The organism is Shigella sp. FC1967 (genome assembly GCF_001743005.1).
Taxonomy (GTDB): domain Bacteria; phylum Pseudomonadota; class Gammaproteobacteria; order Enterobacterales; family Enterobacteriaceae; genus Proteus.
The window spans coordinates 1-5,033 of the sequence record NZ_MIIZ01000672.1 but is presented as its reverse complement, the minus strand read 5'-3'; the positions used below and the strand labels follow the sequence as shown (position 1 = coordinate 5,033).

The 5,033-nt window shown below is 39.8% G+C and carries 3 protein-coding genes and 1 pseudogene; 1 reads left to right on the top strand and 3 read right to left on the bottom strand.

Features of this window, described 5'->3' with window-relative positions; genetic code table 11:
* Positions 1–196: 196 nt before the first annotated feature.
* A complete protein-coding gene (gene xthA, locus BHE89_RS09375) occupies positions 197–1,003 on the top strand; it encodes an exodeoxyribonuclease III (protein WP_069368971.1) in 807 nt (268 codons plus the stop codon).
* A gap of 67 nt (positions 1,004–1,070) precedes the next feature.
* On the opposite strand, the pseudogene BHE89_RS09370 reads toward xthA, so the two are convergent.
* The 3 genes and pseudogenes from BHE89_RS09370 to BHE89_RS09360 form a co-directional block, all read right to left on the bottom strand.
* Positions 1,071–3,034 (bottom strand): annotated as a pseudogene (locus tag BHE89_RS09370) (DNA topoisomerase III).
* Between the two features lie 4 nt (positions 3,035–3,038).
* Positions 3,039–4,082 carry a selenide, water dikinase SelD gene (gene selD, locus BHE89_RS09365; protein ID WP_069368969.1) on the bottom strand — a complete coding sequence of 348 codons (1,044 nt, stop codon included), beginning with the start codon at positions 4,080–4,082 and terminating at the stop codon, positions 3,039–3,041.
* A gap of 15 nt (positions 4,083–4,097) precedes the next feature.
* A complete protein-coding gene (locus BHE89_RS09360; RefSeq protein ID WP_069368968.1) occupies positions 4,098–4,649 on the bottom strand; it encodes an NAD(P)H nitroreductase in 552 nt (183 codons plus the stop codon).
* Positions 4,650–5,033: the final 384 nt, after the last annotated feature.

Sequence of the window (5,033 nt, the reverse complement as noted above, 5' to 3'; positions counted from 1 at the left end):
ATTAATATTTTTTGTTATGCAATTAATTATTTTTTATTAAATTAACACACTCTATTTAATCGCTTTTTATTTTTTATCTAATTTTATCTTTCTCTTGATAAGCTGTGCCATCATTTCCGTGATTTGCTTACATTCATTTTATGATCCTGCTAGTATTAGACATCCTATTATTCAATATATAAATGGTTACAGTCACATGAAATTTGTCTCTTTCAATATTAATGGTTTACGCGCTCGTCCTCACCAACTTGAAGCTATCATAGAAAAACATCAGCCAGATGTTATTGGTCTTCAAGAAACGAAAGTTCATGATGATATGTTTCCATTAGATACAGTGGGTGCCTTGGGTTATCATGTTTTCTATCATGGTCAAAAAGGACATTATGGGGTTGCCTTACTCACAAAAGAAAAGCCTGTCGCAGTACGTAAAGGCTTTCCTGGTGATGACGATGATGCTCAACGTCGAATGATAATGGCTGATATCGAAACACCCGCGGGTTTATTGACTGTGATGAATGGTTATTTCCCTCAAGGTGAAAGCCGTGATCATGAAACTAAATTTCCAGCAAAAGAAAAATTCTATGCGGATCTTCAAAATTACCTAACCAACAGCTTAAAACCGACCTCTTCCGTACTTATTATGGGGGATTTAAATATTAGCCCAACGGATAAAGATATTGGTATTGGCGAAAATAATATGAAACGCTGGTTAAAAACGGGTAAATGTTCTTTTTTACCAGAAGAGCGGGAATGGCTGGCAACTTTAATGGGCTGGGGATTAACAGATACATTCCGCCAACAACACCCTGAAGCTGATGATAAATTTTCGTGGTTTGACTATCGTTCTAAAGGATTTGATGATAACCGAGGCTTACGTATAGACTTACTTCTAGCAAGTCGCTGCTTAGCGGAGAATTGCATTTCAACAGGCATTGATTACGAGATCCGAGGGATGGAAAAACCATCCGATCATGCACCCGTTTGGGCTGAATTTAAAATCTAAATAGATCCAATCTTCATTTCATAAAAGCACTTCCCTAAATAATGAAGGAAGTGCTTTTTATTTGTACTTAATGATCCGTAGCCGCTTCTTTACTCTGCGCTTTATTTTTTGTAGCACTTCCTTTATTACTTCCTTTAGAAGCTGCCTTTCGCTTTTTATTATGTGCCGGTGCAGGAAGATTTCTAAACGCTTGAATATTCGGACGACGTTTTTGCTTGAGTAATCAACTCTATTAAAGTGCTATTTAATGGCATCATAAAGTCTTGATATTTAAATTGCTTTTCACTAATTTGCGTAAGTATCGATTCCCAATGTGCGGTCATATCGGGTAAAGTTGCCATATCTGGCAATACATGAATTAACGCTCTTCCCGCTGGCGTTGAATTAATCGCTCGTCCTTTTTTTTGCAGAAAGCCACGTTTAAATAACAGTTCAATAATTCCCGCTCTTGTCGCTTCAGTGCCTAATCCATCCGTTGCTCTTAGTATTTTTTTAAGTTCTTTATCTTGAACAAAGCGCGCAATTCCGGTCATAGCAGACAGCAATGTTGCATCAGTAAAAGGCCTTGGGGGTTGCGTTTGCTTTTCAACAATCTCTCCCTTTTCACACAACAACTCATCGTCTTTAGCCACTATTGGCAATGCAGAACCGTCATTTTCAGCATCTTGCTCTTTCGCACCTAATAATATTCGCCATCCTGCTTGTGCTAAAAAAACGCGCTTTAGCGATAAATTTGCCATTCTCAATATCAAGTTCAATAACGCATTTACGATAAACAGCATCAGGCATAAATTGCATTAAATATTGACGAGCCACCAGATAATAAATATTTTTCTCATTTTCAGTTAATGAGATCTTACCTGTTTTTGCCGTTGGAATAATTGCATGGTGAGCATCAACTTTTTTATCATCCCAACAACGATTCTTTTTATCTATATCTAGGGTATCTTGCGGTAATAAGCTTGCGTCATGTGTGCTAATCGCATTAATCACAGCATGACGACCAGCAAAATGTTCATTGGGTAGATAACGACTGTCAGAACGTGGATAAGTAATGAGCTTATGTGTTTCATATAAGCGTTGGCACGTATCTAAGACTTGTTGTGCGCTTAAGCCAAAGCGTTTTGCCGCTTCAATTTGTAATGCGGAAAGTGAAAAAGGAAGCGGCGCTATTTCAGACTCTTGCTTATCTTGATAATCCGTTACATTCGCAGGTTTGCCTTTAATTCTCTCAACAACATGCTCTGCAAGTTTACGATTTAATAACCGTCCTTCCTCATCTTGCCAAGGTTCACAATGTTCACTTGGTTGCCAAGTCGCAGTAAAGCGTTCATCGGCAGGTGTTACAACATGCGCTTTAACTTCAAAGAAATCTTTAGGAACAAAGTTTTCAATTTCTTCATCACGCCGAACCACTAAACCTAATACGGGTGTTTGCACTCGCCCTACTGATAATACACCTTGGTAACCATTGCGTTGACCTAAGAGCGTATAGGCTCGAGTCATATTAATACCATAAAGCCAATCAGCTCTTGCTCGCGCCAAAGCAGATACACACAATGGTACAAATTCATGGTTATAGCGTAGCTTATCAATAGCACGCGTCACTGCCGCTGGATTTAAGTCATTAATTAAGCAACGACGCGCCTGTTTTCTTTGCTCTTCGCTGATATTTAAATAGTTAAGCACTTCATCGACTAACAGCTGACCTTCACGATCTGGGTCGCCTGCGTGGATCACTTCTTTTGCCTGCTTAAGTAGTGTTTTGATGGTTTCTAACTGTTTTTTTACATCAGCTCTGGGCTTGAGTTGCCACTTTTCAGGAATAATGGGCAAATCATCTAACGACCAGCGGGCGTACCGCGGGTCGTATGCATCCGGCTCAGCTTGTTCAAGTAAGTGACCAACACACCATGTCACATACTGGTTATCACCACAAAGAATAAAACCATCGCCCCGTTTGTGAGGCTTTGGCAATACATCAGCAATAGCGCGAGCAAGGCTGGGTTTTTCTGCAATAAATAATCTCATTACGTTAGTCAGTCACTTCAATCAACGCTTTTCCCGCTACTGGTGCCGTTAATTCACCAATAGACGTTAATTCAATATCAAAACGTGAGGCAACTTCTTTCACTTTTTCAACCGCTTCAGGTAATACGGCTAATAGTAAACCCCCTGATGTTTGTGGATCACAGAGCAACTTACGTTGCATTTCAGTGATCTCACCAATTAAATGACCATAACTTTCAAAGTTACGACCTGTTCCCCCAGGAACACAGCCTTGTTCTATATAAGACTCGACTTCTGGCAATCTAGGGACTTGTGAGAAATGAATAGTCGCTTGTACACCAGAGCCATCACAGATTTCGCTTAAATGTCCTAATAAACCGAACCCTGTAACGTCGGTCATTGCAGTGACACCTTCAATATCAGAAAAATCAGAACCGGCTTTATTCATACGGCACATAATTTCTGTCGCTAAACCTTGGTGTTCTGGTTTTAGTAGCCCTTTCTTCTCAGCGGTTGTTAATACACCAATACCCAAAGGTTTCGTTAAAAAAAGCTGACATCCTGCTTTAGCTTCGCTGTTTTTCTTCACTTTACTGACGGGCACAACCCCTGTTACAGCAAGACCAAAAATAGGCTCAGGTGCATCAATTGAGTGACCACCAGCGAGTGAAATGCCTGCTTCTTGGCAAGCAGCTCGACCACCCTCAATCACTTCGCGTGCGATTTCCGGTGCCAGTTTATTAATTGGCCAGCCTAAAATAGCAATCGCCATAATCGGTTTTCCGCCCATGGCAAAAATATCGCTAATTGCATTTGTTGCCGCAATACGCCCAAAATCATAGGGGTTATCAACGATTGGCATAAAGAAATCAGTGGTGCTGATAATACCTGTACCGTTTCCTAAATCATAAACAGCAGCATCATCTTTGGTTTCATTACCGACAAGTAAATGAGGATCATGAAATTTAGCTTGTTCACTGTGTAAAATGGTTTCTAAAACTTTTGGCGAGATTTTACAACCACAACCTGCACCATGACTGTATTGTGTTAAACGAATTGCTTCAGACATAACATGCCATCCTTTTTAAAAATAAGTCACAAAATCAGTTAAGTCGGCAGGAGAAACTGTCATTGGTGCTTTCAAGGCTGGCGTACCTAAATAAAGGAAACCAATAATCTGGTCGTGTTCGCTACAGCCAAGTCCTTCTCTTACAACGGCATCATGAGTCCAAGAGCCTGAACGCCAAATTCCCCCAAATCCTTGCGCAACAGCCGCCATTTGCATTGCTTGCACACTACAACCAGCGGCAACAACTTGCTCCCATTCAGGAACTTTAGGGTGTTCTTTCACTTTCGCAATAACCGTGATAATCAATGGGGCACGAAAAGGTGCATTTTTTGCTTTTTCTTCAACTTCTGGTCCTAAATTACTCGCTATTGCCGCCTTATGCAGTAATTGGCTAAAACGCTCAATGCCTTCATTTTGCATCACTATAAAATGCCAAGGCTTAAGTGCACCATGATCAGGCGCGCGCATACCTGCTTGTAAAATAGTATTGAGGGCTTCACTATCAGGGGCTGGCGTAGTCAGTCGAGAAGCTGAACGGCGGTTCAAAAGCAGTGTTAATGCATCCATTTTTATTCTCCTGTCAGCATTTTATTTTAGCAAGATCCCCTTCTTATGGGGATGGACAGTTCTTATCAATTCGCAGTATAACAAACTGTGATATTACCACCATCCGCAGATTTAGGCGGAAATTTTTCTAAAAATCAGCTGAGTGGTTATTTTATCGTAATTTATTGTTCATAAAATGATTAATCTTGGCTTACTCAGTTAGTTTAAGTTTGCTTTGAGCTTATTTTTCTTTTTAACTCAGCGCTCCTCTATATCACTTTGATGCCTTTTTGTGTGAGTTTTATTTAGCTATTTTTTACGTAAGATAATTTTTACTTAATAACATCTTAAGTAAAAATTTATCATTAGTGGTTTCCTAAAAATCAAATGACAGACATTCAATAA